The organism is Pleomorphovibrio marinus (genome assembly GCF_003347495.1).
Classification (GTDB): domain Bacteria; phylum Bacteroidota; class Bacteroidia; order Cytophagales; family Cyclobacteriaceae; genus Pleomorphovibrio; species Pleomorphovibrio marinus.
On record NZ_QCXY01000002.1, the window covers coordinates 534,452 to 558,253 of the forward strand.

The 23,802-nt window shown below is 43.7% G+C and carries 18 protein-coding genes; 7 read left to right on the forward strand and 11 right to left on the reverse strand.

Annotation, left to right across the window (positions count from 1 at the left end; all coding sequences use genetic code 11):
- The first annotated feature begins 10 nt into the window (after window positions 1-10).
- The 4 genes from DB520_RS08210 to DB520_RS08225 all read left to right on the forward strand — a co-directional run bounded on the left by DB520_RS08210 (window position 11) and on the right by DB520_RS08225 (window position 6,292).
- Complete coding sequence (locus DB520_RS08210; protein ID WP_157971985.1) at window positions 11-1,492, forward strand: amidohydrolase family protein; 1,482 nt, start codon at window positions 11-13, stop codon at window positions 1,490-1,492.
- A 129-nt stretch (window positions 1,493-1,621) separates the two neighbouring features.
- Window positions 1,622-3,403, forward strand: a complete 1,782-nt coding sequence (locus tag DB520_RS08215; protein ID WP_114749425.1) for an FAD-dependent oxidoreductase — start codon at window positions 1,622-1,624, stop codon at window positions 3,401-3,403.
- Entirely contained in the window at window positions 3,400-5,265 is a 1,866-nt protein-coding gene (locus DB520_RS08220) for a 2-oxoacid:acceptor oxidoreductase subunit alpha (protein WP_198675271.1), read from the forward strand. Before DB520_RS08215 ends, DB520_RS08220 begins: the two co-directional genes overlap by 4 nt.
- Window positions 5,240-6,292, forward strand: coding sequence for a 2-oxoacid:ferredoxin oxidoreductase subunit beta (locus DB520_RS08225; protein ID WP_114749206.1), 1,053 nt, complete (start codon window positions 5,240-5,242; stop codon window positions 6,290-6,292). Before DB520_RS08220 ends, DB520_RS08225 begins: the two co-directional genes overlap by 26 nt.
- Before the next feature lie 335 nt (window positions 6,293-6,627).
- On the opposite strand, the gene DB520_RS08230 is transcribed toward DB520_RS08225, so the two are convergent.
- The gene (locus DB520_RS08230; protein WP_114749207.1) at window positions 6,628-7,296 is read right to left on the reverse strand and encodes a TIGR02117 family protein; all 669 of its coding nucleotides are present in this window, start codon (window positions 7,294-7,296) and stop codon (window positions 6,628-6,630) included.
- A 368-nt stretch (window positions 7,297-7,664) separates the two neighbouring features.
- On the opposite strand from DB520_RS08230, the gene DB520_RS08235 reads away from it, so the two are divergent.
- The gene (locus DB520_RS08235; protein ID WP_114749208.1) at window positions 7,665-9,146 is read left to right on the forward strand and encodes a glycoside hydrolase family 32 protein; all 1,482 of its coding nucleotides are present in this window, start codon (window positions 7,665-7,667) and stop codon (window positions 9,144-9,146) included.
- A gap of 467 nt (window positions 9,147-9,613) precedes the next feature.
- A complete protein-coding gene (gene abc-f / locus DB520_RS08240; RefSeq protein ID WP_114749209.1) occupies window positions 9,614-11,200 on the forward strand; it encodes a ribosomal protection-like ABC-F family protein in 1,587 nt (528 codons plus the stop codon).
- A gap of 70 nt (window positions 11,201-11,270) precedes the next feature.
- Here abc-f and DB520_RS08245 read toward each other — a convergent pair whose 3' ends face one another.
- From DB520_RS08245 to DB520_RS08290, 10 genes are all read right to left on the reverse strand, one after another.
- A complete protein-coding gene (locus DB520_RS08245) occupies window positions 11,271-11,564 on the reverse strand; it encodes a Bor family protein (protein ID WP_114749210.1) in 294 nt (97 codons plus the stop codon).
- 122 nt (window positions 11,565-11,686) lie between these two features.
- Complete coding sequence (locus DB520_RS08250; protein WP_114749211.1) at window positions 11,687-12,292, reverse strand: RNA polymerase sigma factor; 606 nt, start codon at window positions 12,290-12,292, stop codon at window positions 11,687-11,689.
- A gap of 461 nt (window positions 12,293-12,753) precedes the next feature.
- Window positions 12,754-14,043, reverse strand: coding sequence for a hypothetical protein (locus DB520_RS08255; protein WP_114749212.1), 1,290 nt, complete (start codon window positions 14,041-14,043; stop codon window positions 12,754-12,756).
- Between the two features lie 122 nt (window positions 14,044-14,165).
- The gene (locus DB520_RS08260; protein WP_114749213.1) at window positions 14,166-14,603 is read right to left on the reverse strand and encodes a GNAT family N-acetyltransferase; all 438 of its coding nucleotides are present in this window, start codon (window positions 14,601-14,603) and stop codon (window positions 14,166-14,168) included.
- Window positions 14,604-14,671: 68 nt separating this feature from the next.
- Window positions 14,672-15,304, reverse strand: a complete 633-nt coding sequence (locus tag DB520_RS08265; RefSeq protein ID WP_114749214.1) for a response regulator — start codon at window positions 15,302-15,304, stop codon at window positions 14,672-14,674.
- 138 nt (window positions 15,305-15,442) lie between these two features.
- Complete coding sequence (locus DB520_RS08270; protein ID WP_114749215.1) at window positions 15,443-18,454, reverse strand: sensor histidine kinase; 3,012 nt, start codon at window positions 18,452-18,454, stop codon at window positions 15,443-15,445.
- 89 nt (window positions 18,455-18,543) lie between these two features.
- Window positions 18,544-19,668 carry a hypothetical protein gene (locus tag DB520_RS08275; protein WP_114749216.1) on the reverse strand — a complete coding sequence of 375 codons (1,125 nt, stop codon included), beginning with the start codon at window positions 19,666-19,668 and terminating at the stop codon, window positions 18,544-18,546.
- Window positions 19,669-19,811: 143 nt separating this feature from the next.
- Window positions 19,812-20,630, reverse strand: coding sequence for a DUF5602 domain-containing protein (locus DB520_RS08280; RefSeq protein WP_157971986.1), 819 nt, complete (start codon window positions 20,628-20,630; stop codon window positions 19,812-19,814).
- Between the two features lie 75 nt (window positions 20,631-20,705).
- Window positions 20,706-21,131 (reverse strand): DUF4345 domain-containing protein, encoded by a 426-nt coding sequence (locus DB520_RS08285; protein ID WP_232834887.1) that lies wholly within the window; start codon window positions 21,129-21,131, stop codon window positions 20,706-20,708.
- 31 nt (window positions 21,132-21,162) lie between these two features.
- Window positions 21,163-22,161: an FAD:protein FMN transferase gene (locus DB520_RS08290; RefSeq protein WP_114749219.1), complete on the reverse strand. Its 999-nt coding sequence runs from the start codon at window positions 22,159-22,161 to the stop codon at window positions 21,163-21,165.
- Between the two features lie 393 nt (window positions 22,162-22,554).
- On the opposite strand from DB520_RS08290, the gene DB520_RS08295 reads away from it, so the two are divergent.
- Window positions 22,555-23,031, forward strand: a complete 477-nt coding sequence (locus DB520_RS08295) for a hypothetical protein (protein WP_232834888.1) — start codon at window positions 22,555-22,557, stop codon at window positions 23,029-23,031.
- Window positions 23,032-23,802: the final 771 nt, after the last annotated feature.

Genomic DNA, 23,802 nt, shown 5'->3' on the forward strand with positions numbered 1-23,802 from the left:
TGTGCGGTCGATGAGAACGGAACAAGTTCGCATAATTATTGCAAATAGTGAAGAAAAAACAATGACCATGGGTACCTACTACGACAATTCTTCTGGCCGCCGCAAATTTTTACAGCAATCAGGTTTGGTTCTGCTTGCACCCTATTTAAGTTTACCTAAAAACCCCGTAGCCAGGTTCATCCCAACATTACCTAGACGAGAAGATTTTTTAATAAAGGATGCGAGCATTCTGAGTATGGATAAGGAAATAGGAGAGATGCAGAATGGGGATATTCTGATCCGTAACGGGAGAATAGAGGCCATAGGCAAAAAGTTGGAGCACAGCAGTGCCAAGACCATTTCAGCCAAGGGCAAAATTGCATTACCGGGTTTTGTGGAAACGCACTGGCACATCTGGACGTCCTTGCTCAGAAGTATGGCCACCGCATCTCCGGGGGAGGGGTATTTTGAGACTACTAGGAACTTCGGTCCCTATTTCACCCCGGAAGACATGTATTGGGCGACCATGCTATCCGGGATGGAAGCTTTGTATTCCGGGATCACCACCCTGCACGATTGGAGTCATAATGTGCGGAGCAAGGCTCATGCAGAGGCCAGCATTCGCGCCCTCGGTGATCTGGGTATTAGGGGTAGGTACTCAGCAGGTGCGGCTTCCGGTCAAGATGGTGAGGAAATGGTGGATCTGGATTTGTTGAGGCAGCTACAAGAAAATTGGAGTGGGTACAGCACCGAGAGCTTGTTGCATTTGGGAATGGCCTGGAGGGGTATTGGAGGGCATCCTGGAATAGACAGTAAAGCTAAAGTGGGGATGAAAGAGCTGGAGATTGCAAGGGGCTTGGGGCTCCCTGTTTCGGTACATGCCAGTGCCCCAGAGATATTACAAAGACTCTTGGAAGAAAACCTGCTTGGGCCAGATATGCAATTGGTGCACGGAATGGGAGCAAGCCAGGCTGAAATAGGCCAAATGACGGAAAAGGGAGCTTCTTTGAGCATCTCTCCCTTTTCGGAGTTACGCATAGGGTATGGGTTTCCCCCAATTTTGGAATCCCTTAAAGCGGGTACCCCCTTGGGGCTTTCAGTGGACACCACCACCTTGACAGGAAATGCGGATATGTTTGCCATCATGAAGACCATGTTAAATTTGGCCACGGCCCTGAAAGAGGATGAATTTGCTACAGATGCTGTCAGGGTGCTGGAAATGGCAACGATTGAAGGGGCAAAAACCTTAGGTCTGGATCAGGAAACAGGCAGCCTTTCCAAAGGAAAAAAAGCGGATCTCATTCTTATAAATACGGAAAGCCCCAATATGGGATTTATGACGCATATACCTTCCTTGCTTGTGGAAGCCGCCCAGCCCTCTAATGTGTCATCGGTTTGGGTGGACGGTAGGCTACTCAGGCATGAAGGGAAGTTTCTTGGGTTGGATGAAAAAGAGATCTATGCCAAGTGCCGCGAATCCTTCTATTCCCTAAATAAAAAAGTTGACGGATAAATGGATTTAGTTTTAATTTTTTAATTGGCTTGCATGGAAAATACACCTAATAAAATTTGCTTTGTCAAGATAATTTTATAAGATTATCCGTTAAAAGTATAAAGGCTTGTAACATAAACCCAAATAGCCATGAAGCCTACTGACACTAATAACCCGGAATATTATCACAAGGTGGTGGACTGTCAATATGCCTGTCCTGCACATACTCCCGTTCCCGAGTACATACGTTTGATTGCAGCGGAAAAATACACCGAGGCATATATGATCAATTGGGAATCCAATGTATTTCCCGGAATCCTTGGCCGTACCTGTGACCGTCCCTGTGAACCTGCCTGCAGAAGGGTTAGGGTGGAGGAGGAGCCCGTAGCTATATGCAGGCTGAAAAGGGTGGCCGCGGATAACAAAGGGGAGGTGAAATCAAGGATGCCCCAAGGGCCATTTGCCCCCAATGGCAAAAGGATTGCTCTTATTGGAGCCGGCCCTGCCTCCCTAACTGTGGCTAGGGACCTTGCCCCATTGGGGTACGAAATCCATATGTTCGATGAGCAGATAGCGGGTGGAGGCATGATGAGGAGCCAAATACCTGCCTTCAGGTTGCCCGAAGAGGTGCTGAACGAGGAGGTCAACTATATTTTGGAAATGGGCATACATACCCAGTTTTTTACTTATGTGGAAAGCTTGAAGGAGGTTCTAGAGCAGGATTATGATGCGGTATTCGTGGGCACGGGTGCACCTAGGGGCAGGGATCTGCCAAAACTACCTGGAAGGAAAGAAGGGGATCCTTTTATTCATATAGGCATAGAATGGTTGGCAAACGTGGCCTTCGAGCATGTTGATTCCATCGGTAAGCGGGTAATTGTGTTGGGTGGGGGAAACACTGCCATGGACTGTTGTCGTACCTCCAGGCGACTTGGGGGAGAGCAGGTAAAAGTGGTGGTGCGAAGCCCCTTCAAGGATATGAAAGCTTCGCCCTGGGAAAAAGAGGATGCCATGCACGAGGACGTGGAAATCCTGGACAACCATGTTCCGCTAAGCTTTGAGATGGAAAACGGCAAGCTTGTAGGAATGAAGTTCCAAAAAGTGAAGGCCGTGTATGATGAAAAGGGGAAGCGCCAACTTTTGCCTACCGGTGAGGAGGATGTCTTTATTCCTGCCGATGAGGTTCTGATTGCCATTGGCCAGGAAAACAGTTTTCCCTGGATAGAAAGGGATATAGGCCTAAAGTTTGACGAATGGGAAATGCCTGTGGTGGACAAGGTTACCTTTCAGTCCACCCATCCCAAGGTGTTTTTTGGGGGAGACTCTGCATTTGGCCCTGAGAACGTGATCACCGCAGTTGCCCATGGGCACCAAGCGGCGGTATCCATACACCTGATGTGCGAGGGCAAGGATATTCACGACCGCCCCTCTCCCTATGTGAACTTGATAAGTCAAAAAATGGGTATTCACGAGTGGAGTTATGATTCCGCCGTGGCTGCTGACAAAAGGTACGTGGTGCCTCAGGCGGCCAAGGCCGTGACCTTGAAAGACAGAAGGATGGAGGTGGAGTTGGGGTTTGCCCCTCCATTGGGGTTTAAAGAAGCACAACGCTGCCTTAACTGTGATGTTCAGACGGTTTTTAGCGAAAATCTCTGCATAGAATGTGATGCCTGTATGGATATCTGTCCCACTTCCTGTATCACTTTTACCAGTAATGAAGAAAAGGAGACCGATCTAAGGAAAAAGTTGTTGGTACCTGCAGAAAATCCTACCCAGGATATTTTGGTGTCAGACAAACTGGCTACGGGTAGGGTGATGGTCAAAGACGAAGATGTATGCTTGCATTGCGGCCTATGCGCGGAGCGCTGCCCAACCTCTGCATGGGACATGCAGAAGTTTTTTTACAGTGTGACCAAAGCCCATCAACTATGATACAGGAAGTTTCAAAAAACAACACCCCTGTAGGGGTTAATGATTTTATCGTAAGATTCGCGAATGTGAATGGCACAGGCTCAGCGAGTGCCAATTTTCTTTTTGCTAAATCCATTTTCAGGATGGGCATACCCGTTACCCCAAAAAACATTTTTCCCTCCAACATACAAGGCCTTCCCACCTGGTATGAGGTGAGGGTGAGTGAGAAAGGATACCTTGGGAGAAGGGAGGGCATAGATCTGATGGTGGCGGTAAATGCCCAGAGTTTGGTGCAGGACATCGAATGTGTAAAGCCCGGAGGCTATTTGATATATGATAGCACAAAAAGACTTCCCGGAGAGTTGGTGAGGCCGGACATTCATTATCTGGGCATTCCCATGATGGCCCTTTGTAATGAAAATTTTGCAAACCCAAGACAACGGCAACTGTTTAAGAACATCATTTATGTAGGGGCATTGTCTGTTCTGCTAAAAATTGAGTTTGAAGTATTGGTGCAACTCTTGAACGAGCAGTTTGCAGGTAAGGAGAAACTAGTACCCCCGAATATTCAAGCTTTGAAACTGGGTATTGGCTATGTAGAAGAACACTTTGAATACCCATTGCCCTTCCATTTGGAGCGAAGGGACCTGATAGGGGACAAAATCATGGTAGATGGCAATACTGCATGTGGCCTGGGAGCCCTGTATGCAGGAGCCACCGTAGTGGCCTGGTACCCTATTACCCCTTCCACCTCCGTGGCCGAGGCCTTTGAAAAATTCGCGGAGAAATACAGGGTGGACGAAAAGACCGGAAAAAAGAATTATGCCATTGTGCAGGCTGAGGATGAATTGGCTGCCATAGGAATGGTGATAGGTGCCAATTGGAACGGGGCCAGGGCGTTTACCGCCACCAGCGGCCCTGGGGTGTCCCTGATGAACGAATTCATGGGCTTGTCCTATTTTGCGGAGATTCCCGCTGTGCTTATTGACGTGCAAAGGGCGGGGCCTAGCACGGGCATGCCCACCAGAACCCAGCAATCGGACATCTTGCTGGCGGCCTATGCTTCCCATGGGGATACCAAGCATGTACTGCTTTTTCCCTCCACTCCCAAGGAATGCTTCGATTTGTGCGCAGAGAGTTTTGATCTGGCTGAAGAGCTACAAACCCTCGTAATTCTCATGACCGACCTGGACCTGGGTATGAATGATCATATCAGCGAACCCTTTTCCTGGGACAAAAAGCGAACGTACAAAAGAGGTAAAGTCCATAGTGCAGAGGAACTGGAAAGCATGGGCAGGTTCGGTAGGTACCTGGATACAGATGGGGATGGCATTCCCTATAGAACCATAGCCGGAACACATCCTACCAAAGGGGCATTTACCACCAGGGGTACCTCTAGGGATGAGTATGCGGTGTATACTGAAGACCATAAGGCCTACCAAAGAAACATGGAGAGGCTCTTAAAAAAATGGGAAACCGCAAAGAAAATGGTTCCTCCTCCGCAGGAATATCAAAAGGAAAAGACCAGCGAGTTTGGCATGTTGTTTTTCGGGACGTCAACCTTTTCTGCGGAGGAGGCCAAGGATATACTTACCGCCAAGGGCATAGGAATGGACGGACTAAGGATCAAGGCTTTTCCTTTTCACGAGCGTGTGAAGGCATTTGTGGAAAACCATCATGTGCTATTTGTAATAGAGCAAAACCGGGATGGACAAATGAGGACTTTGTTGATCAATGAGTTGTCCGTCTCTCCGGCTAAGCTTATTCCTGTATTGAATTTTGATGGAATGCCCATCACGGCTGATGCCATTGCCAAGGCCATCGCTGCTTACCTTTACCAAGAAAATCTCTTGCAACATGACTTATATCAAACCCTTGTTTAGGCACCCCAAGTTGCCAAAGAATAAAATCGGCTATACTTTAAAGGAATACGAGGGAGCGCTTTCCACCTTATGTGCGGGGTGTGGGCACGACAGCATCAGTGCGGCTATCGTACAGGCTTGCTATGACCTTTCTATAGAACCCCATCGGGTGGCCAAAATCAGCGGGATAGGGTGTTCCTCCAAGACTCCTGCTTATTTTTTGGGGAATTCCCATGGGTTTAACTCTGTGCATGGGCGCATGCCCTCCGTGGCCACAGGTGCCAATTTGGCTAATAAGGACCTGGTGTATTTCGGCGTGTCGGGGGATGGGGATACGGCCTCCATAGGTATGGGGCAGTTTGTACATGCTATCAGAAGGAACCTGAATATGGTGTATCTGGTCATGAATAACGGTTGTTATGGCCTGACCAAGGGACAGGATTCGGCTACAGCTGACAAGGGTTCCAAGAGCAAGGCAGGGTCTATCAATCCTTTTCTTCCTGTTGACCTGGCAAGCATGGCAGTAGAACTCGGAGCTACTTTTGTAGCGCAGAGTTTCAGTGGGGACAAGGGGCAGTTGGTACCCCTGATAAAAGCAGCTATCCATCACACTGGTTTTGCATTCATCAATGTGATTTCACCTTGTGTCACCTTCAATAATAACGTGGGCTCCACAAAATCCTATGATTATGTGCGTGGTCACCTAGGGGTTACCTCCCTCATGGATTTAGTGATGGAAAAAGAACCCATCGCTGTGGATTATGAGCAGGGTACAGTGGCCAGGGTAGCCTTACACGATGGTACCGAATTGGAATTAAGCAAATTGGCCAATGACTGGGACCCGAAAAACCGGATATCTGCCATGAACGCCATAGAACGGGCTAGAGAAAATGAGCAGGTGCTTACTGGGCTCCTATACCTCAACACAGACTATGGGGATTTGCATGGGATTCTGGACACTAACGACACCCCCCTGAACCATATGGACGAATCTACCCTATGCCCCGGTAAGGCCAAGCTTGAGGATATAAATAAGGGTTTGCAGTAAGATAGGAATTCAAGTTTTGTTCCGGCCGGGTTTTAATTGTGATTGCTTATGGTAGGAGGATGAAGAAATGCATGGCTTTATGGCCTGTCCGATAGATAAAGGTATTTTTTTATATTTTAATATGTCTTTGGCCATTAGTCCAATTAATATTTTAACGAGAAATGTACGCTTTTTTAGCGTACAATATAATAAATTATAAAAGTAGTTAAGCATTTCAAAATGAGCTTGAAAGGTAGGTTGTCCCTTTATCTAAACCCGTTGAACTTTTGGCTCGAAATAATCTTTAAAATCCTTTTGAAAATGGAATCTAAAACTCTACTTGTTTAAAAATTACCCTAATCTAAGTAAAAAAACACACCCCAATCCATGGGAGTCCACAAGGAATTTTTAATACCGATCTTCTTCAAGCCGGCATTTGTCCAGTTGTTACACGTCCACAACATGTGGTATTTGCCATGAGCCGCATAGAATGAATCGTACTCGTGATAGCCTTTTCCCGGAAAAATCTTAGGTTGGCCATCTTCTATGACAAAATATTCCAAAATGTATTCCACCAGGGTTCGGTACATTTCTTCAGAAATCCAGATACTGCGGGCATCATCATTTGTCGGTGGCCTATACCTTCTGTGTTCCACGTGCATAGCAGCTTCGCTGGGGACAAACAATGCTTTTACAAGGGTAGGAAAGGTAAGGTCACTCATGGTGGGTGTGTTCAAATAAAAGTTCTTTTCTCCCCAACCTATGGCAATATGATTGATTTTTGCCTGTGTTTCCATTTCTAGTGGGAGTAAAGCCTCCCAATCATACACGCTGTTTTTAGAAGGAAGAATGAAGTCCGCATGAAGACCATTGGTTTGGACAAAGATTTCTATGTCCGTTTCTTCGGAGATTTTAGACGAATTTACAGGTACAAGCATTGCAAGTACGGCTGCAACTAAATATAAAATTAGTGCTCCTATTAAAAATAATACAGGATAGAAGATGATCATCAACGCTTTTTTCATCCATGATCTTTTAAAATGGTCAACTAACTTCTCTAAATTTAGGAAATATTGCTTAAATTAAAACAAAGGCCGTCATTTCTCAAAGTTCTATGGTATCCCCCCAGTGCAATAGGAACATCTGCAACTTCTTTTCTTCTGTAATTCATCCCGCTTTCACCTTCTCCGGTAATCCGACTTAAATTCAAAATGACGCTGTGAAGCCATTCCGCCAAACTTGGGAAAATGAAAAGTTGGCTCGGTCCAAAAGCAGTTGGAATGAATTAGAAAAACCCTTATTGTTTTAATGAAACTGCACTTATCAGTTACCACCTTTTTTTCTTATATTCCCCATTCTTTCTCCGAAAGTATTAACTTGAGTACCCTTCAAAATGAAAAATTATATCCAATTCCTTTTCGCTTTTCTTGCGTTCAACTTGGCCTGCTCCTCTTCTGAAGAGTCTGCGGACAAAGAAAGCAGGTTTGACGAGCCCTTTAGGCCACAGTACCACTTTACTCCCCCTTCCCAGTGGATGAACGACCCCAACGGTATGGTGTATTATGAGGGGGAATACCACCTTTTTTACCAGCATTATCCGGACAGCAACGTTTGGGGTCCCATGCACTGGGGACATGCGGTGTCGGAGGACCTTATCCATTGGGAACACCTTCCCATAGCCATTGAGCCGGACAGTTTGGGGTGGATATTTTCCGGTTCTGCCGTCTTTGATGCTGAAAACAGCAGTGGCCTGGGTACAGCGGAAAACCCACCTCTAGTGGCCATTTATACCTACCACGACCCTGTGGGAGCAGAGGCAGAGCGGGATGATTTTCAAACACAGGGTATCGCATATAGTACCGATAAGGGAAGGAACTGGATCAAGTATGAGGGGAATCCCGTCTTGGGTAATCCGGGCATTCGAGACTTTAGGGATCCTAAAGTGATCTGGATGGAGGACAAATGGATCATGTCCCTTGCAGTGAAAGATCGGATCAGTTTCTATTCTTCTTCCAACCTATTGGATTGGAAGCATGAAAGTGATTTTCAACCTGCTTGGGCAGCCTATGGAGGGGTCTGGGAATGCCCAGACTTGTTTCCTTTGACTACTCCGTCTGGGGAGGAAAAATGGGTGCTATTGGTGAGTATCAACCCGGGCGGACCCAATGGGGGATCAGCTACCCAGTATTTTGTGGGGGATTTTGATGGTAAGGCTTTTTTCACAGAGAGCAGTGAGGTAAAATGGCTGGATTATGGTGCAGACAATTATGCCGGGGTGACCTGGTCAAATATTCCAGATGAGGACGGCAGAAGGTTGTTTATAGGATGGATGAGTAACTGGACCTATGCCAATGTGGTGCCCACCGAAAATTGGCGATCGGCTAAAACCTTGCCCCGGGAAATTAACCTGATTGAGCAGGAAGGGGATTACCTGGTGATCTCCAGTCCCTTAAAAGAGGTAGAAAAGCTAAGGGAGTCCAGCATTAAAAAAGAAGGAATCGAATGGGAGTTGGATAGCGAACTGGCTGAACTTATTTTATTTCCCGATCAGGGGGACTTCAGCCTGGAGATAGGTAACGCAGATGGGGAAAAGGTGGTCTTTGAGAAAAAGGGGGATCGAGTAACCTTTGACCGCAGTAAATCCGGGATTACCGATTTCAGTGAGGCTTTCAGCGACATTCACAGTGCTCCCCTTAATGGGCTGGAAATAGACGAGCTAAGGTTATTTCTGGACCGTTCTTCCATAGAGATTTTCATCAATGATGGAGAGCTGGTCATGACGGAAATTGTGTTTCCAGAGTTTCCCTATTCCCAGGTAAAACTTACAGGGTTTAAGGGTAATTCCACATTGCATGCGTTAAGAGGGATTTGGTGATGCTAATTTCTAAAAATGAAATTTTGCTTATTCAGTACCCTTAGTTATGTCTTCCTTTCCAACTGTTTTCTGATTTCCTTCAGATAATTTCCTTTAGCCTTTCTGGTCCATCCACCCTTACCTCGTCCCCATAGGAAAGGATTTCGGCAAACAGAGGTTAGGAAGGACGTCAAAGATGTGGGTCAAAGCCAACCTCAGCGGATTTTGGAATTGCGAACCGTGGGAAGTAAGATTTCCATTAAAAAGACTTTTGAATATGCGGATAATTGTTTGCTCGAGGAGTTGTTCAATATGCGGGTTGATAACTCATTTTGACCTACTTTTTCATTAAAAATTTTTCGAAAAATCGTATATTTGCATCCGCACTAAAATAGAAACGAACATGAAGCTGTAATTTCTTTCAGACACAAATAAGGTCAGATCCTTCAGGGGTTTTTCCATTTTGTTAACCTTTTAAGAAAGAAATTATGCTTGTTTTACAAAACGTTTCATTTGCACTCCCCAATAAGGATTTGCTGTTTGCCAAGCTAAGTCTCACAGTAAACCCTCAGGACAAAATCGCTTTAATCGGAAACAACGGTGTAGGCAAGTCCACCTTGTTGAAAATCATTCAAGGAGAATTGTCTCCTACTGGAGGTTTTCTAAAAGTGGATACAGAGCCTTATTTTATCCCTCAGATTTTCGGACAATACGACCACCTTACGGTTGCACAGGCTTTAGGGGTATCCAATAAAATTATCGCGTTAAAGGAAATTTTGGAGGGAAAGGCCACCGAGGAAAACTTCACCTTACTTGCGGAAGATTGGACTATCGAAGAGCGATGTATCGAAGCACTGAAGGAATGGCAACTAGGGGGAATGATGCTGAGGCAAAAACTGGAGAGATTAAGTGGAGGCCAAAAGACAAAGGTATTTCTGGCAGGGATTTCCATTCATCAACCCAAACTAGTTTTAATGGACGAACCTAGTAACCATTTGGATACCTTTGGAAGACAACTTTTGTATGAGTTTGTTCAATCCACATCCAGTACCTTACTGCTGGTAAGCCATAACAGGAAACTACTAAACCTTATGAATCAAGTAGCAGAATTGAGCAAAGGGGGGATTACGGTTTATGGAGGAAATTATGATTTTTATTTGAAGCAAAAGGAAATAGCACGTAATGCCTTATGTCATGATATTCAAGAAAATGAAAAAGCCTTAAGAAAAGCAAAAGAAAAGGAACAGGAAACATTGGAGCGACAGCAAAGGAGAGCATACAGAGGAAAAAAGAAGCAGGAAAAAGCGGGCATGCCCAGAATAGCCATGAACCAAATGAGGAACAACGCTGAGAAAAGCACAGCAAAATTCAAGAATGTGCATGCCGATAAGCTAGGAGGTATCTCCCAGGAATTACAGGAATTGCGCGCTGAATTACCGGGTATGGATAAAATGAAATTCGGTTTTGACCATTCCACCTTGCACAAGGGTAAAATACTGTTTTCCGCAAAAGCCATCAATTTTTGCTATACTACGCCATTCCTTTGGGATGAAAACCTTAATTTTCAAATTTGCAGTGGTGAACGAATTGCCATAAAGGGATTAAACGGTTCTGGAAAAACCACCTTGATTAAACTGATTTTGGGTGATTTGGAGCCACAAGTTGGAACAGTGTATAGGGCCAACAACAAATCGGTATATATTGACCAGCATTATTCGCTTATCGACACCCAATTAAAAGTAATCGAACAAGCTCAGCAGTACAATGTATCTGGTTTACAGGAACACGAAATTAAAACCAGGTTAAGCCGATTTTTATTTCCCAAGGAATTCTGGGACAAACCCTGTAGTGCTTTAAGCGGCGGAGAAAGAATGCGCTTACTATTATGCTGTCTCACCATTACCTGCCAATCGCCGGATATTATTGTATTAGATGAGCCAACCAATAACTTAGATATTCAAAATTCAGAAATACTGACTTCCGCAATCAACGAATATCAGGGGACGCTTCTTGTAGTCTCCCACGATGAATATTTTTTGGACCAGGTGAATATTGAACGGAACATATTTTGTTGAAAATTCCTTTTTACCAATAACCTATTGCTAGAATTAAAAAAAGCCGGGCTTTTCAGCACCGGCTTCTTTTTTATTTCATCACCTTGGTAGTGGTTGGGGAATAAACCCCAAAGGTGATGGCATTTAAAAGACCATCAACAAAGCTATGCTGAATGGTCACCGAATAATCCGATGCCCCGGAGGCCATTTTCACCGGATCTGCAGTCTTGATGGGTGCCAAACCATAGATAAGGTAATGGCTTTTTTCTACAGTTTCTACCCCTTTTTGAGGGCCTTCGCCCACCATATAACTTTGGGTATAGCAGGAGCTTAATGAACCTACGATAAATAGAAGAAGGGATGTTTGAATAAGGATTTTTTTCATGGTTTTTAGATTTAAATTTTTTACAAATTTTTACTTTAAATTACTGGTAATCAATCACATAATTGTGTGGTAGTGGTGTTGATATTTCACTTGTCATTGCCAAAGACAAATTAATGAATTGCCTAATAGATATTGGAAGGCTCCAGATCAGCTCTACTTACCTTAGCAGGGATGGGGTTTCTTTTTAAGGGTTTTGTGGTGATCATTTTTTGCAGGTGTATCCTGGCCCGGCTCAACTGGGATTTAGAAGTGTTTTCACTGATGTTCAACTGCCGTGCAATCTCCTGATGGGAGTAGCCTTCCAGGGCGTATAAGTTAAATACTGTCCTATATCCTATCGGAAGGGTATTGATCAATTTCATCAGGTCCTCAACGGCAAAGCCATCTGTAGGTGCCACTGTAACCGGGGCAGGGAGTATTCCCTCCAATCCTATTTCCTTGTAAAGGTTTTTTTCTTTTTCCAGGTACATCAGGCATTCATTTACCATAATCTTTCTGATCCATCCTGCAAAGCTCCCACTGCCCTTAAACTGCTGGATGCGTTCAAAAACTTTCATAAACCCCACAATCAACACATCTTCCGCAGCAGCCGTTTCTTTGACATACCTTAAGCAGAGGGCATACATTTTTGGGGAATAGCGCTCATACACCTCTTTTTGAATCGAGGGTATGTTTTGCTGGCAGCCCAGGAACAGGTCGTTCTCAGAATAATTTTTAAGACATTTCATATGTTTATAATTTCTTTTTAGCGGTCATATAGCCTGCCCCGAACTCGTTTCGGGGGAATCTCGCAACGATAATCATCCCAGTGTGTGACGTTCTCCTTATGCTCGATTTCATGGTTCTGGTATTGCTTTAAAAATGGATAAAAATCATATCCAAAATTCCGAAACTCAGCTTGGTTTCGAAATCACATAAATGTGTGAAAGTGTTTGTGTTGGGTCATGAAAAATGATTTATAATTATGTTATTCAGAGTGTTTCCCCAATTTTTTGGGCGTAAAAAAGTTAGGGGTTATAGAAACTTGAGATGGGTAAATTGGCCAAAGCACCCTATGGAACCATCTACAACTGGGGTCCTTTGTTTTAGTTGGTGATTGAGGATAGAAGGGCAAGTTGCATTACCCCACTACCCTCTCTCATTAATGAGTGATTATCAGTTCTTACCTCATCAAGAAAACTAGCATCCCTTAATACATGATGATAGTGGCAAAAGAGGCTTGGAAAGCATGGGGTATATAAAAGGAAGCATTCAAATCCCCTGGTTCGTAAAGGGTCCCACTAATGGTTCCCGAAATATTTCCACCCACCTCATTACTGCTTTCGGTAATCTGAATGCTTCCATTATAATAGGGTTCCGATTTTTCATTGAAGGCGATACTTGTAAATCCATGGTAATTATTCAAGGATTCCACACCTACACCACCTTTTACCAATAAAGAAAAGGGATAAGAACCCAATCCGGAAAAACCAGGAATATCAAAGCCCATGGCAGAATCAATTCCTGAGGATGAGGTTTTGCCCATATGGATGTGCAGCACGTTTCCATCCCTTCCTACAAAGGTTTCAGCATTCGTGAATGAAAAAGAACCTACACTGTAAGAGTTATTGTTAAGGATAGTTATTTGAGAGAGCAGTAGAAATTTTCCTTTGCCCAGGTTCAACTCAGCTGACACGGACACGGTTTCCCCATCGGGCACCGCCACGGGTGCAGTGTATCGTACCTTCGATCGGTTATCGTTTACCGGTACCAATGTTCCCTTCTCGTAATTGGTAAAACTTACTTTTCCGTCAATGAGCCATTCTTTTATCAGACGCCCTTCTATGAGACTGGGAGGAGCAAGCGGAGCCAATAAGTCTCTGTATTTGGGATTGTCCTTTAGGCTGAGTTCGTATTCATAACCCACCACTTCCATATTGAAGGATTGGGATACGCTCAGGGCTTTTTGTCCCGGCTTAATCATGGCGGAAGCAAAAAAGGACCATCTGCTGAAATGGGGGAGTTTTGCAATAATGGTTTTATTGGCTTTGTCTACTGTTAAATTCCTTGAGGATTGCCAAATATTCTTTTCGTCCTGAAAGGCAATCTGGATCCATTCAGGACTTGATCCTGAGAGTTCCTCCTCGGTATAGTGAAAATGCAATTCAACTGGTTTTTGAAAGCTAGTCCCATCAGGTCCGAAATCAAATGCTGTACCCACTGCCAAATCCAAGGTATGGGATATGGGTTGTATGCTTATTGGGGTTTCGGAAGTTAAGGCCCCTTGAGGGAATACGAGTTTATGTTTTCCGTTTTCCCAACTAATGGTTCCTCCTCCCGGGCCTATTACCTGGGAAATAGGTTCTCCTATGGGTGTGCCTATTCCTGTGGGTACCCCTACTGGAGGAGGGGTGCTGGGGGTTGGAAATTTGTTATCGATGTTTTCAATGCATGCCTGGCAGAACAAGAATGCCAGCAATAAAAGCGATGTGGTTTTCATAGAATGAGAATTTTTCAGGCGTTCAAGCCCGGGTTAACGAAAAGGATTTGATTCAATTACCAGATTGAATCCTACACCTGATCGTTGCTCCTCTCCTTAAAAACCACCCATTTATGTAGGCCTCATTCAAATATCATTTCCAAAATTGGGAAAGGGTTTCCTGCCGCATCCAATGGATTTCTCTTTATGACCTTAAAACCTATTTTTTTGTAAAAGCCCACCGCCTGGCCATTTTGCTCATTCACATCTACCCTTCGGATATTCTTGGTTGATAAGGCAAACTCGGTAAGGGCCTTGCCTACACCACTGCCCCTGAAATCAGGGTGGATAAACAGCATTTCGATTTTGTTTTTGGAAAGCCCTAAAAAGCCTAACCTCCTGCCATTTAAATCGAAATAGGAATAAATTTCCACCTTAGCAAATAAGTTTCCCCTTACTATAATTTGTTTGATATCCTGTATCTTTTCAGGTGACAAAAAATGATGGGTTGCTTTTACAGAGGCCTCCCAAATACTCAAAATTTCAGGAAATTCTTCAGTTAGGTTGCTGGATTTGATCATTCAGTTTTTTTCTGTAAATAAAATACATAGAAATGGGTAAATCCAACCTCTTATGGAAAATATCTGTTCTATACTATCCTGTCCCGGAAGGCTTTTGCTACCGCTTCAGACTTGCTGTTGACATGGAGTTTCTCGTAGATTTTCTTGATATGACTTCTTACCGTGTCCATGGCAATAAACATCTCAGCTGCTATCATCTTGTAGGAATAGCCCTTTACCAAAAACTGTAACACCTGTTTTTCCCTTTCTGAAAGGTGATAGTTGTTGTCTCCCGGAATAGGTATTAAAGAAAACATCTTCAGTACCTGGGCAGCTACCGATGCTGTCATGGGTGCTCCACCGGTTGCCGCTTCCTGTATGTATTCCAGGAGTTTAGCTGGAGGTGTCTTTTTTAGGATATACCCGTTAGCCCCACTTTGAAGTGCCTCAAATATGTTTTTGTTGTCATCAAACACCGTAAGCATCAGGATGCTCACCTCGGTGTTTTGCTGCCGCACTATTTTGAGCCCCTCCAGCCCGTTCACTCCCGGCATATCTATGTCCATCAGGATCACATCAGGCTTGTAGGAACCTACCTCATAGGCGATGTTTGAGCAGTTTTTAAAGGAGGCCAATACCCGAAATCCCTCACTGCCATCTATCAACATGCTGAGGCCTTCCCGTAGCTGTGGGTTGTCCTCGTAAATCAAAACTTTAATCATGCTTTCTCTATTTTTACCCCAAATTTACCTGCCTATACCTGCTGCTTCAATCGCATATATGGGTTACTTTAATCGGATAATGCTTTTGTTATGCTCTTGGTGTTGGTTTCTTTCTGATTTTTAAACACCAAGGCTCAATTACGGCAATGGTATGTTCAATATCACCTGTGTCCCTTCGCCTAACTTTGAACATACCCTGAGCTTACCCCCCATTTTCTCTGCCCTTTTCTGCATGTTGTTTAGGCCATTTCCTTCGTCCGCATTTTTTGGGTTAAAGCCTTTTCCATAGTCTTGGACGAGCATTTGAAGCATTTTCTTCTTTATCGAAAACTGGATGAATGCGCTACTACACTGTGCATATTTTGCCAGGTTGTTAACCGCTTCCTTGTAGATCAAAAACAAGTCTCTACGTGCTTCCATAGGGATTTTGACCTGGTAGATTTTTTCCTCAACTTCAAACTTGAAGTCGATGTCTTTGGCTTCCAATACGGAATTGGCAAACTCCCTCATACGGGCTACTACCTTTTCCATGCTGTCATTTTGGGGCTTGATACTCCATACAATATCGTCCATGGCCTCCATCATCCTTTGGCTGTTTTCGGATATTTTGGAAAGATATTCACTAGTCTTTACCGGGTCGGTGTGCAGTTTGGTCTTGGCCATACTGCTGAGGATGTTGATGGTGCTGAGGGTAGATCCCATGTCATCATGAAGGTCCCGGGCCACTCGGTTTCTGACTTTCATTACCGCAAGAATCCTGTTGAGATTAAGCCGGAAAAAAGTGTAAACTATGCCGATGCCCATCGATCCCAAAACCAGCCTGAACCACCAGGTTTCATAGAATGGGGGCGTTACCCTGAAATAAAAAGTCCCTATGGCAGAAGAAACACGTTCCTCGTTTTCGCTTTTGAATTCCAACATGTAGTCTCCAGGTGGTAGCAGGGAATAAACTGCCATGTTACTGCTGCCACTTCCCCTCCAGTCCTTATCTATCCCCGAAAGTCTGTGGGAATATTTGAGTTTGTCCTGATAGGTATAGTTCAAGGTACTGAAGTAGAAGGTAAAGGCATTTTGGTCGTGTCGGAAGGTTCTTTTTTTCTCCGTCGTCAGGGAATCGACAAAAATCGCCTGGTCAAAGAGCTTTATAGAGGTCAGAGTAGGACGTTCTGGTTTCAGGCTATGGTTAAAATGTACGGGGTTAAACCGCACCATGGAGTTGTAACCCAAAAAAAGAATTTTTCCGTTTGCACACTTTATGCCTGAAGTACCATCTAATTCTGCCTGTCCAAAACCGTCTTTCTCGCCATATTTGGTAAAGGAGTTTTGAAAATAATTGTATCTGCAGATGCCATTGGGAGTGCAGACCCAAAGGAAGGCGTCGCTATCGGGAACTATGGCATTTATACCATTACTGACAAGTCCCTCGGAATAAGAAAGGGTGCGTATTTCACCACTTTTCTCATTGAAGGTGTGCAGAAGTTCATGCCCGAAGAAAAAGATGCTGTCATTGAGCTGAGCCATTTTGGTGATGGCACTGTTTCTGAACACGCTTTTTCCCAGGTGGAGGAGAACCTCCCCGGAAGTCAAGTCCAAACAGTAAGCACCGTCATGGGAAGAACCTACCCAGAGACGGTCTTTGGAGTCCACCATGTTAATAAAGGTGTAACCGTTAAACGCCCTCACTTTTTCAAAGGAATCATTGAGCAGTGGACTTCCTTTCTTGTATTTTAAAAGGTCACCTCTTTGTGTGGAAAACCAAATATTGCCTTCTCCGTCTTGCACAATGCTTCGAATGGTGGATTTACCAAATATGGGAAAGTTGAAATTGTGAGTTTCCAAAGTCTCTGGGTCTATCCATTGAAGCCAACCAGCCTGATTGCCTACCCAAACCTTTCCAGTAAGCTTATCCTGGCATAAAGTCCAAGTCTGTCGGATCTCTATCTTTGGGGCAGGTGGGCGGTAAATAGGGTCAGAAGGACGGGCTTTCAATTTTTCATCCAATATATGTATCCCTGTTCCCCAATCTGCAATCCAAAACTGAGTTTGCCTTTTATTAGGAAGGAAGATTTCCCTCACGGCATTAAAGGAATAGGAAATTTCCCGCTTGGGGGCGAAATAGTAATCCACCTCCATAGAAGTGTGAGTAAAGTGGTATAAACCCTCATCGGTAGCGATCCAAAGTGCTCCTTCCCTGTCTTCATACACCTGAAAAATTTCACTGTAATTGAAATATTCAAATCGGAAAAGGTCAAATTTATTGCCTTCCGAGTCAAATTTGTAGAGTCCATTTACCCCATATTTCCAAAGTTCATCCCGCTTGCTTTCCAGGGTGTGGCGGATTTCCCTGTAATCTAAATTTTTGTGGTTCAGGGAAGTAGCATCATCGGTGTATTTCCCAAGGGTTTCATTATAAGATGCAAACAACTGATCAAAAGGACTCCAGTAGCTGATCCAGTGTTTCCTGTCTTTGTCAATATGGTAACTGGTGACTATCTTAAATTCTTCCTGGTCAATAAAGGGATAGGAAGCGGGATTATGGCCCCTGTACGAGAGCTTATCCGACTTAGGGTCATAGACTGCCATACCTTCCTCACAGGCAATCCAGTAAAAACCGGTTTTGGTATCCTCAAACAACCTATTAACCCGATAATTTTGAGGCACCCGGACAGGAATCTCTTGATCCGTAAAGACCCCTTTGCTTTGGTTATACCAAAGTATTTTCTGGCGAACCAGTATTATAAAAATATTGCCATAGCTGTCTTGGTAGAGCAATTCCCCTTTGGAGCGGTTTTCGTCCTTTTCAAATGGGATTTCCCTGAAACTCTGGTCCGCAGGGTTATATATTCCATAATGGCTTCCGTAATTTATCCACATGTTCCCCTCTTTGTCCTCCATAATGAGTTTTACGGGCATAGCGGGTACTATTTCAGGCTTTTGAATGCTGAAGTACATAAAACTGTTGCCATCGTAACGCTGGAGGCCATTGGAGGTGCCTATCCACATAAAACCCTTTTTATCCTGCCAAAGGGACAGCACATGGTTGGAGGCAAGGCCATTTTTGACACCTAGGTGATTGAAAAATGGGTTGCTATTGGCCAGGATTTCCTGGCTTAACCATAAAAAAAGGAATATGGCCAATAGTCGCTTCATGTCGGGCAACTAAGATACGCAATGCAAGGAATATTGTTGGCTTCCCATACATAAATCACATAAATATGTGAACGGTGAAATGAACCATATCAATAATAAAAGAATTTTGTCAGCTCCTGGCCAATGGGCCCACGTAGCGTTCTTTGGGTCACCAGTCCATTACTATTTATGGCGTAATCCATAAAGTACGTGTAGGTCTGCCCTTGTTCTTCAACAATGGTTTTTCCAGCTAGTTTGGGCTGGTAGATCAAGCCTGGAATTCCGTTATAATAGGGTAGGGGATTGTCATTAAGGGTATATTCCGAATAGGAGATCCGTTGTATCATCTCCACTTCTACGGGAGAATTGAAGACAAAATGGGCTATGCTTTTCACATTACCATTTGAAAAGTAGCTGAATTCCCTGTATCCCTTCAGTTCCTCATTGCCATTATGCAATCTCTTTCTGTAGGCAATGTATGCCAAAGAACCATTTTCATCAAAGACATAGGTTTCATATTCCAGATCATCGGTATATGCATGCCTTTCCTTTTTGACCAGTAAGTCACCTTCGTAAAACAATTTTTGAGTTTCATTTTCGGGTAAGGAATAGATTTGCTGAAGCTGTCCCCCTTCATTGAACAAATAAGCTCTTTGACCGGATTGTGCTTGATTTTTATTGTTAGTCCAAGACACACTCAGTAAGTTTCCCGAAGGATGATAGGTAAATTCCTGTTTGTAATAGCCGGTACTTCCCTCCGTTTCGTAGGCTTTCAGCATCCCGGAAAGTTCATCGTCCAGTACCATCAGCTCATAAAATGCCATGCTCCCTTTAATCAGCTTGGAACTAAGGTCATCAATTTGAAACTGGACTTCTTGATGTCCCCTTATTAATTCGTCATTAACAGGAAAAATCCTGAAACTGATTTCAGTGCTCCCCTTGCTCACTGGGAGTTTAATTACCCCTTCAGAGGAAATTTCAGGAGAAGTACGGATCGGGTTGAAATCTTCACGGTTGATTTGTTTGATGCTAACCTCCCCGTTTTCCACGGCAGCCACGCTGAGGTGAAGCCTAACTGTGATTCCCTCGGTATTGTTTTCCTCCAAAATCCCAGATGGGGTACTGAAGTTCACTGTGGCTATTTTTTCAATGGGGAGGATTTCTGGCGGCTCACATCCAATCAAAATATAGAATAGGAAAATAAGTACCTCAATGGATAATAATGCTTTCTTCATTATACTAGATGTTGTTTTGTGAATGATGGTGTTTAGGGTCCTAAGGTTGCCTAAATCGAAATAAAATCTTCTCACCTTAGCCAATCGGCATGTGAGAAGACCTTGCTTCAATCCATGATAAGGGAACCAGAAACCCCAATTCTTTACTCAGCTCTCCTTAATTCAAAATCAGTAAGGTAGATTAAATACTCCTTCTTACTCATGTCATAACCCACATGGTATTTTTTTGGATAGTAGGCATCGACTTCTACCGCTTCAGGCTGAGGAAACTCTTCCGAAAGGTTAGGCTTGCTCTTGATATAGTCCAGCGTGATCATCGGCTCCAAAAATGCCACCTTTCCTTTGGAAGTTCCATAAATTAAGGTCTTGGTAAAGGTTTCGCCGTGCAACTCAGGACTCATTGGATTCAACCAGTGTACCCCCATTTTGGGTGCCCTTCCGGGCAATTGAACGTAATTTTCAGGAAGGTATTTGGCTAGCGGGATTTCGAGATCCATCTGGTCAGGAGCCAAACCGGAAATCTGTTGCCTTTCTTCTTCCGAAATAGTGTAAAAGTGGAAATCAAAATGGGGTAGATCATAAACCCCTTGAGGTTCATGACCTTCTGGTTCCCAATTCACTACAATATTCTTGTAGGGAGTTGTTTCGGCTTTTTTGTGAAGCTTCAGTACAAACTCATTGGATGAATGATGTACATGGGAGCCGGAAGGGAGGTTCTCCATTGATTTCTCACTCATCTTTATCCCTAGTGCAGTGGGAATGCGAGATTTGTTGTAAGTGATAAAGGACTGGATTCTTCCATTCCCCAGTTGTACGACTGGCCCTAAGTAGGTGATAAAATCCTTGGAAGATTCTCTATCAACCAATGTGTCTTGTTTTTCAAAGAGTTCACAGGAACTCAGGATCAGCACCAGTAGGAATGCGGCAACCCATCCCATGCTGTAATTTGTCAGTTTGTTCATAAAAGGGTTTGTTTAGTTTGTTTACTTTTTTTTCATTAATATTTGATTTTAAAGGGTTTGCAGCAATTTAATCCATCAGGATCCTGAGAGGATAGCTTGTTTTTTTTGCAGACCAATGCTGGTCAAAAGGCCGGCGCCCAGCAAAAACAGGATAGCTTCTATGAGTAACCATTGGGAACCGAAATTTCCCAGGAGTCCTTCCATCAAAATCGTCATAACCCTGCTTATGGCATAGCATCCCCAAAACACCACTAAAAAGCCTAGGGCCCAGTTTGGTTTTTGGAATAGTAGATAGACTAGCGAAAAGCAGATTGAGAGACCTACTCCTCCATATACCCCTCGGATGGAGCTGATCGCATCGGTGTTGCCTAGGTTTATATGGACCATATCCATGATCTTCTGTGGGGCAATCATGGCGAGCAGGCTCACATAGAGCAGCGATAGTAAGGAAAGCATGGTATAACCCTTAGCTGCTTTATCCAGAATTTTAGTTGTATTCATGAGTTGTTCTATTTTTGGTATGTACATTTTTTTACTTGTAAAATCCTGAGGAAGTCCAGTATTTCAGTACTCCCTCTTCGTCGTAAATGATCACCCCTTCTACCCCTTTCTGCATTTCAATCAACCCTTTGGTTGTTTCCAAATCCTGTATCATCGCTATGGTGGCCAAGGCATCTGCTTCCAGTGCCGAAGTGGAAAGGATATGGGTAGAAAGGATACCGTTTTTTAAAGGGTAGCCTGTTTTAGGGTCTATAAGGTGCGAATGTTTGTTTCCCTTATCATCCAGGTAAAATTTCTCAAAACTTCCCGAAGTGGAATAGCAGCGGTTTAGTACAGAAAAATTCCCTTTACCAGAGAGTGAAGCCAGGAGTTCTTCCGGTATGTTCAGCAGAAAATTGGTGGTTTGTTTAGGGTTGTTTTTCCCAAATACACAGCCATCTAGGCCAAATTCTATATGGAAACTGTTTACCCCCTTTGATCGCAGAAAATTACCCAAGAGATCAATGAGGTAGCCTTTATCCAAATAATTAAGATCTATGCTGCTGCCTTTGTGAAGGGCTTTTAAAGTTCCGTCCTCCACACTAATATTTTCTGTGGAAACAAGGGCTTTAAGGGAATCCACCATTGCTTTGCTCATTTGGTTTCTTCTGGAGAAGTCCCTTCCCCAGGCCTCTATCAGCGGAAGCATACCATGGCTTACCAAGCCTCCCGAAAACTGTTGGTAATGGTTAGAAACCTCCAACATCTTTTCCAAATGCGGAGAGTAATTTTCCAAGATCCCGTTTCGGTTAAACCGGGAGACTTCAGCATCTGGTCTTTGTAGATTGACCACTTTGTCCAAGCTGTAAATGATGGAATCCAGGGGTTTTTCCCACTGGGGATCACCTGTGTATTGAAGGGAAAAAGCCACACCCAAGGCCTTGCCTTCCATATACACAGTGGAGGAATTATTCCTGTACTGCTGCCAAAACACAAGGAGCAGGACTAGCAGGGCCAAGGATAGGGGGATTATGACAGATTTACTTTTCATCGTTCGTTCGAATGATCAACAGTGGAATGTCCGGCCGCTCAGTTATGGCTATAGGTATCATGACTGACGGTTGCTATTAGGGTGGGTATTTTTCTTAGCATTGTGATTGATTTTCTGGGTAGATGGAATTTTCACGTGTTGGGTTGTACGGTTATTTTGTAAAGGCACATAAATCACATCATCATGTGGTTTTGCACCGAACCATGCAACCTAACCCTTTCGTTTGCCGTCTTCCTTTTGATTTAAAATTAATTGGTGCAATAAAAACATTGGGCTAAGGCGTTTGCAGGCATTAATCGAGAATTAAAAAATGATCTCAATGATTATTCTGAGAAGATTCCCCAATGTCTATTTCACTTACGATGTTTCAACCTTTAACACAAACGAATCGAAATGAAAAAGCTAATGATGTTTTTCCTAGGTTTTTTTATGATGGGCCAAATGGTAAAAGCCCAGGAAGTGGTCAACGAAACCTTTAAGGAATGGAAGATTGTCACGGTGGTGGAATCCATCATACCAATGGGGCTAGGCCGGTCCCGCATGATTGAAAACATGACCGAGGTGGAGACGGAACAATTTAGGACTTCAAGAACGAACGGGAAGAGGTCTGCACAAAGCTCTGTGAGAAGAAAGGACCTAAAAGTGGATCACTTTGATGAGGCGAAATTGTTGAATTTTTTCAGTGCCACGGGGATTAATTTCCAGAATATCGCTTCCAACGACGCCATGATTGCATCTAGGGTTATGGAGCTTGAAGCAGAGGGGTATAAATTGGTTTTTGTGACCAGTGCTGTTGAGAGCTATGCCGGTGTGGATGACGACAGTGGTTTGTTTATTACCAGGATGTTTTTTTGTAGGGAATATTTCTGATTGGATGCTGGTACGTTTCTGTCGTGATCTGAATAGGATTCTCGGTAACAGTTTGCTTTAAAATAGAAAGACCTGGTTACTTACCGGGTCTTCTTTTATCTTCTGATCCCACACGGATCACGTGCTCTAAAAGAAACAGCCGGTTAAGTCATGAAAAGGCAACATTCCAAAAGGGCAAAAACCGTCGGGAACTTAGGATATGCCGGTTTGAGCAGTTTCAAAATGGCCCATAAATACTTGAAAAAGCCGAGGGCCATAGTTCAATAAGTACTATTTTTGAAAAAACAAATAGTTCTGAAAATCCCAAAACACGATTATCTCACGGCATGTTGATTTGGGGAAGTTATCTTTTCTTTGGTAATGTTCCATTCCGCATGATTCCTTATTTATCCTAGAGACCTCCGTAATATTCCCCCGCAGGTTCCCTAAGTATGGATTTCTATTTTTTTTGAATGAATTTAGGAAAATTTCCTTAATCGGCTGTAGGTTTATGTGGTTACTTAAAAAATGCACAAACTGTCATTTATAAAGGATCTCCTATTGATGTTGCAAGGCTATTGTATAGGGAGGGGGATTTAGGGCTTTCATTTATGGAGCTTGCAAACAAGTTAGCGGTATTGCCAAAAAGACAAGAAGTTTATGTCACTGGTAAAGCGGGTACGGTGTACTTATCTCACCCTTTTCTGGTACATTCAGCACAACTTCACAGAGGAAGTATCCCTAAGTTTATGGCACAATCTCCATTGTTGCTAAAGGGCGATTTGTTGCCGT

Bases quoted from the DNA above. Each gene is read 5' to 3' on its own strand.
- DB520_RS08210 (WP_157971985.1), top strand. From the start codon at position 11: ATGAGAACGGAACAAGTTCGCATAATTATTGCAAATAGTGAAGAAAAA.
- DB520_RS08215 (WP_114749425.1), top strand. From the start codon at position 1,622: ATGAAGCCTACTGACACTAATAACCCGGAATATTATCACAAGGTGGTG.
- DB520_RS08220 (WP_198675271.1), top strand. From the start codon at position 3,400: ATGATACAGGAAGTTTCAAAAAACAACACCCCTGTAGGGGTTAATGAT.
- DB520_RS08225 (WP_114749206.1), top strand. From the start codon at position 5,240: ATGACTTATATCAAACCCTTGTTTAGGCACCCCAAGTTGCCAAAGAAT.
- DB520_RS08230 (WP_114749207.1), bottom strand. From the start codon at position 7,296: ATGAAAAAAGCGTTGATGATCATCTTCTATCCTGTATTATTTTTAATA.
- DB520_RS08235 (WP_114749208.1), top strand. From the start codon at position 7,665: ATGAAAAATTATATCCAATTCCTTTTCGCTTTTCTTGCGTTCAACTTG.
- abc-f (WP_114749209.1), top strand. From the start codon at position 9,614: ATGCTTGTTTTACAAAACGTTTCATTTGCACTCCCCAATAAGGATTTG.
- DB520_RS08245 (WP_114749210.1), bottom strand. From the start codon at position 11,564: ATGAAAAAAATCCTTATTCAAACATCCCTTCTTCTATTTATCGTAGGT.
- DB520_RS08250 (WP_114749211.1), bottom strand. From the start codon at position 12,292: ATGAAATGTCTTAAAAATTATTCTGAGAACGACCTGTTCCTGGGCTGC.
- DB520_RS08255 (WP_114749212.1), bottom strand. From the start codon at position 14,043: ATGAAAACCACATCGCTTTTATTGCTGGCATTCTTGTTCTGCCAGGCA.
- DB520_RS08260 (WP_114749213.1), bottom strand. From the start codon at position 14,603: ATGATCAAATCCAGCAACCTAACTGAAGAATTTCCTGAAATTTTGAGT.
- DB520_RS08265 (WP_114749214.1), bottom strand. From the start codon at position 15,304: ATGATTAAAGTTTTGATTTACGAGGACAACCCACAGCTACGGGAAGGC.
- DB520_RS08270 (WP_114749215.1), bottom strand. From the start codon at position 18,454: ATGAAGCGACTATTGGCCATATTCCTTTTTTTATGGTTAAGCCAGGAA.
- DB520_RS08275 (WP_114749216.1), bottom strand. From the start codon at position 19,668: ATGAAGAAAGCATTATTATCCATTGAGGTACTTATTTTCCTATTCTAT.
- DB520_RS08280 (WP_157971986.1), bottom strand. From the start codon at position 20,630: ATGAACAAACTGACAAATTACAGCATGGGATGGGTTGCCGCATTCCTA.
- DB520_RS08285 (WP_232834887.1), bottom strand. From the start codon at position 21,131: ATGAATACAACTAAAATTCTGGATAAAGCAGCTAAGGGTTATACCATG.
- DB520_RS08290 (WP_114749219.1), bottom strand. From the start codon at position 22,161: ATGAAAAGTAAATCTGTCATAATCCCCCTATCCTTGGCCCTGCTAGTC.
- DB520_RS08295 (WP_232834888.1), top strand. From the start codon at position 22,555: ATGAAAAAGCTAATGATGTTTTTCCTAGGTTTTTTTATGATGGGCCAA.